This is a genomic window from Mesorhizobium sp. M7D.F.Ca.US.004.01.2.1, assembly GCF_003997785.1.
Lineage (GTDB): Bacteria > Pseudomonadota > Alphaproteobacteria > Rhizobiales > Rhizobiaceae > Mesorhizobium > Mesorhizobium loti.
This window is the reverse complement of sequence record NZ_RZRQ01000553.1, coordinates 1-2,445: the sequence shown is the minus strand read 5'-3', so window position 1 is coordinate 2,445 and position 2,445 is coordinate 1. Positions and strand designations below refer to the sequence as shown.

Below are 2,445 nucleotides of genomic sequence, written 5' to 3'. Positions count from 1 at the left end.
CCCGAATTCCTCAAGGCCAATCCGGATGCCGCCAAGGCGCTGGCCGACAGCTATTTCGACGCGCTCGACCTGATCAAGAGCGATCCGCAGAAATCCTATGAGATCATGGGCGCCGACGTGAAGCAGTCTGCCAAGGAGTTCGAGGATTCGGCGAAGTACCTGAAATGGGCCGACAAGGCGGAGAACAAGCAGTTCTTCACCAAGGAATTCCAGGATTTTTCCAAGACCGCCGGCGAGCTGCTGCTGCAGATGGGACTGATCAAGGAAGCGCCCGACGTCACCACGCTGGCCGACACCAGCGCGGTGTCGAACTGACAGTCCGGCCTTTGACCATCATGCGGCGGCGCCTGGCGTCGCCGCCTTCTCCTGGACAAATGACGATTTGAAAGATGGGGACGATTTGACGATGCGCCCCTTGCAGCCAGTACCGCCGGGCATCCGGACCGTGCTCGGCATTTCCTTCTTCGTGCTGTTCGTCGCCTTCTGGGCGTGGATCACGCTTGGCGGCCACGTCAACCGCATCTTCCTCGCCGATCCGCTGTCGATGCTGCGGGACGGCTGGCGACTGCTGGTCGAGGACCGTTTCTGGCTCGACATATTGATCACCATCTGGCGGGTTTTCGGCGGGTTCCTGCTGGCGTCGGTTGTCGCGGTGCCGATCGGCATCGCGATGGGCGCCTGGAAGCCGGTGGAGGCGTTTCTGGAGCCATTCGTCTCCTTCGCCCGCTATCTTCCGGCCTCGGCCTTCATTCCGCTGCTCATCTTGTGGGCCGGTATCGGTGAGCTGGAGAAGCTGCTCGTCATCTTCGTCGGCTCGGTGTTCCAGATCATCCTGATCATCGCGGTCAAGGTCGGCAGTACAAGACGCGACCTGGTCGAGGCTGCCTATACGCTGGGCTCCACCAACAACGGCATCGTCAGACGGGTGATCATGCCGGCCAATGCGCCCGAGATCGCCGAGACGCTGCGTCTGGTGCTCGGCTGGGCCTGGACCTATGTCATCGTCGCCGAGCTGATCGGCTCGTCATCCGGCATCGGCTACATGATCATCAACAGCCAGTCGCGGCTGGCGACGGGACAGATCATCTTCGGCATCATCATCATCGGGCTGATCGGGCTGTTGTCCGATTTCGCCTTCAAGGCCTTCAACCGCTGGCTCTTTCCGTGGAGCCTGGCGTGAGCAAGCTTCTCATCGAAGGCGCCTCGCGCACTTTCGCCGGCGTGCGCGGCGGAGAACCGGTCAAGGCCTTGATGCCAATCGACCTGGCACTTGCCGCCAACGACTTTATCACCATCCTCGGACCATCGGGCTGCGGTAAGTCGACATTGCTCAGGATCGTCGCCGGCCTGGAAGCGCCAAGCGAAGGCCGCGTACTGCTCGACGGCAAGGCGGTGACCCAGCCGGGGCCGGACCGCGGCATGGTCTTCCAGTCCTACACGCTGTTTCCCTGGCTGACGGTCGCCGAAAACATCGCCTTCGGCCTGCGCGAACGCGGCATGCCCGAAGAGGAGCGGGACGGGATCGTTGCTTCCTATGTTGACCTTGTCGGGCTGAAGGGGTTCGAAAACCACTGGCCGAAGCAGCTCTCCGGCGGCATGCAGCAGCGTACGGCGATCGCACGGGCGCTGGCCAACGATCCCGAGATCCTTTTGCTGGACGAGCCATTCGGCGCGCTCGACAACCAGACCCGCGGTCTGATGCAGGAGCTTTTGCTCGGTATCTGGGAACGGCGCAAGAAGACGGTGCTGTTCGTCACTCACGACATCGAGGAAGCCATCTTCATGGCCTCGCGCGTGATCGTGATGACGGCGCGGCCCGGCCGCATCAAGTCGGATGTCGCCGTCGACCTGCCGCACCCGCGCCACTACACGCTGAAGACCAGCCCGGAATTCTCGGCGCTGAAGGCACGGCTGACCGAGGACATCCGCGTCGAAGCGATGCGCACGGCGCAGACGGCGTAAGCTTCCCAGATCTATCGGATCAGGCCGCCAGCAGCTGCTTGCGGTCGACGCGCTCCTGCTGCGGCGAGCGGGCGTAGAGTTCGCGGTAGCATTTTGAGAAATGCGAGGCCGAGACGAAGCCGCAGGCGACCGCCACTTCGACTACCGGCATCGACGACTGGATCAGCAGGTGCCTGGCGCGGTCGAGCCGGATCTCGAGGTAATAGCGGGCAGGGGAGCGGCCCATCTCGGTGCGGAACAGTCGTTCGATCTGACGCCGCGACAGGTCGACATGGTCGGCGATCTCGATAAGCGACAGCGGCTCGGACAGGTTAGCCTCCATCAGTTCGATGATGGTCAGCACTTTCGAGTTCTGGACGCCGAGGCGAGCGCGCAGCGGCAGGCGCTGGCGGTCGGTCGGGCTGCGCACGCGGTCGGTCAGCACCTGCTCGCAGACGCGGTTGACGAGATTTTCGTCAAAGTCGTCGCCGATCAGCTTCAGCA

At 62.9% G+C, this 2,445-nt stretch carries 3 protein-coding genes and 1 pseudogene; 3 read left to right on the top strand and 1 reads right to left on the bottom strand.

Features of this window, described 5'->3' with window-relative positions; all coding sequences use genetic code 11:
• The 3 genes and pseudogenes from EN993_RS34620 to EN993_RS34610 all read left to right on the top strand — a co-directional run.
• Positions 1-315, top strand: a pseudogene (locus EN993_RS34620) (ABC transporter permease); the annotation flags it as partial.
• Between the two features lie 91 nt (positions 316-406).
• Positions 407-1,180, top strand: coding sequence for an ABC transporter permease (locus tag EN993_RS34615; RefSeq protein WP_127266124.1), 774 nt, complete (start codon positions 407-409; stop codon positions 1,178-1,180).
• Positions 1,177-1,962, top strand: coding sequence for an ABC transporter ATP-binding protein (locus tag EN993_RS34610; RefSeq protein WP_127266123.1), 786 nt, complete (start codon positions 1,177-1,179; stop codon positions 1,960-1,962). Before EN993_RS34615 ends, EN993_RS34610 begins: the two co-directional genes overlap by 4 nt.
• A 19-nt stretch (positions 1,963-1,981) precedes the next feature.
• Here the strand turns inward: EN993_RS34610 and EN993_RS34605 are convergent.
• A partial coding sequence (locus tag EN993_RS34605; RefSeq protein ID WP_127266122.1) for a helix-turn-helix domain-containing protein occupies positions 1,982-2,445 on the bottom strand: 464 nt, incomplete at its 5' end.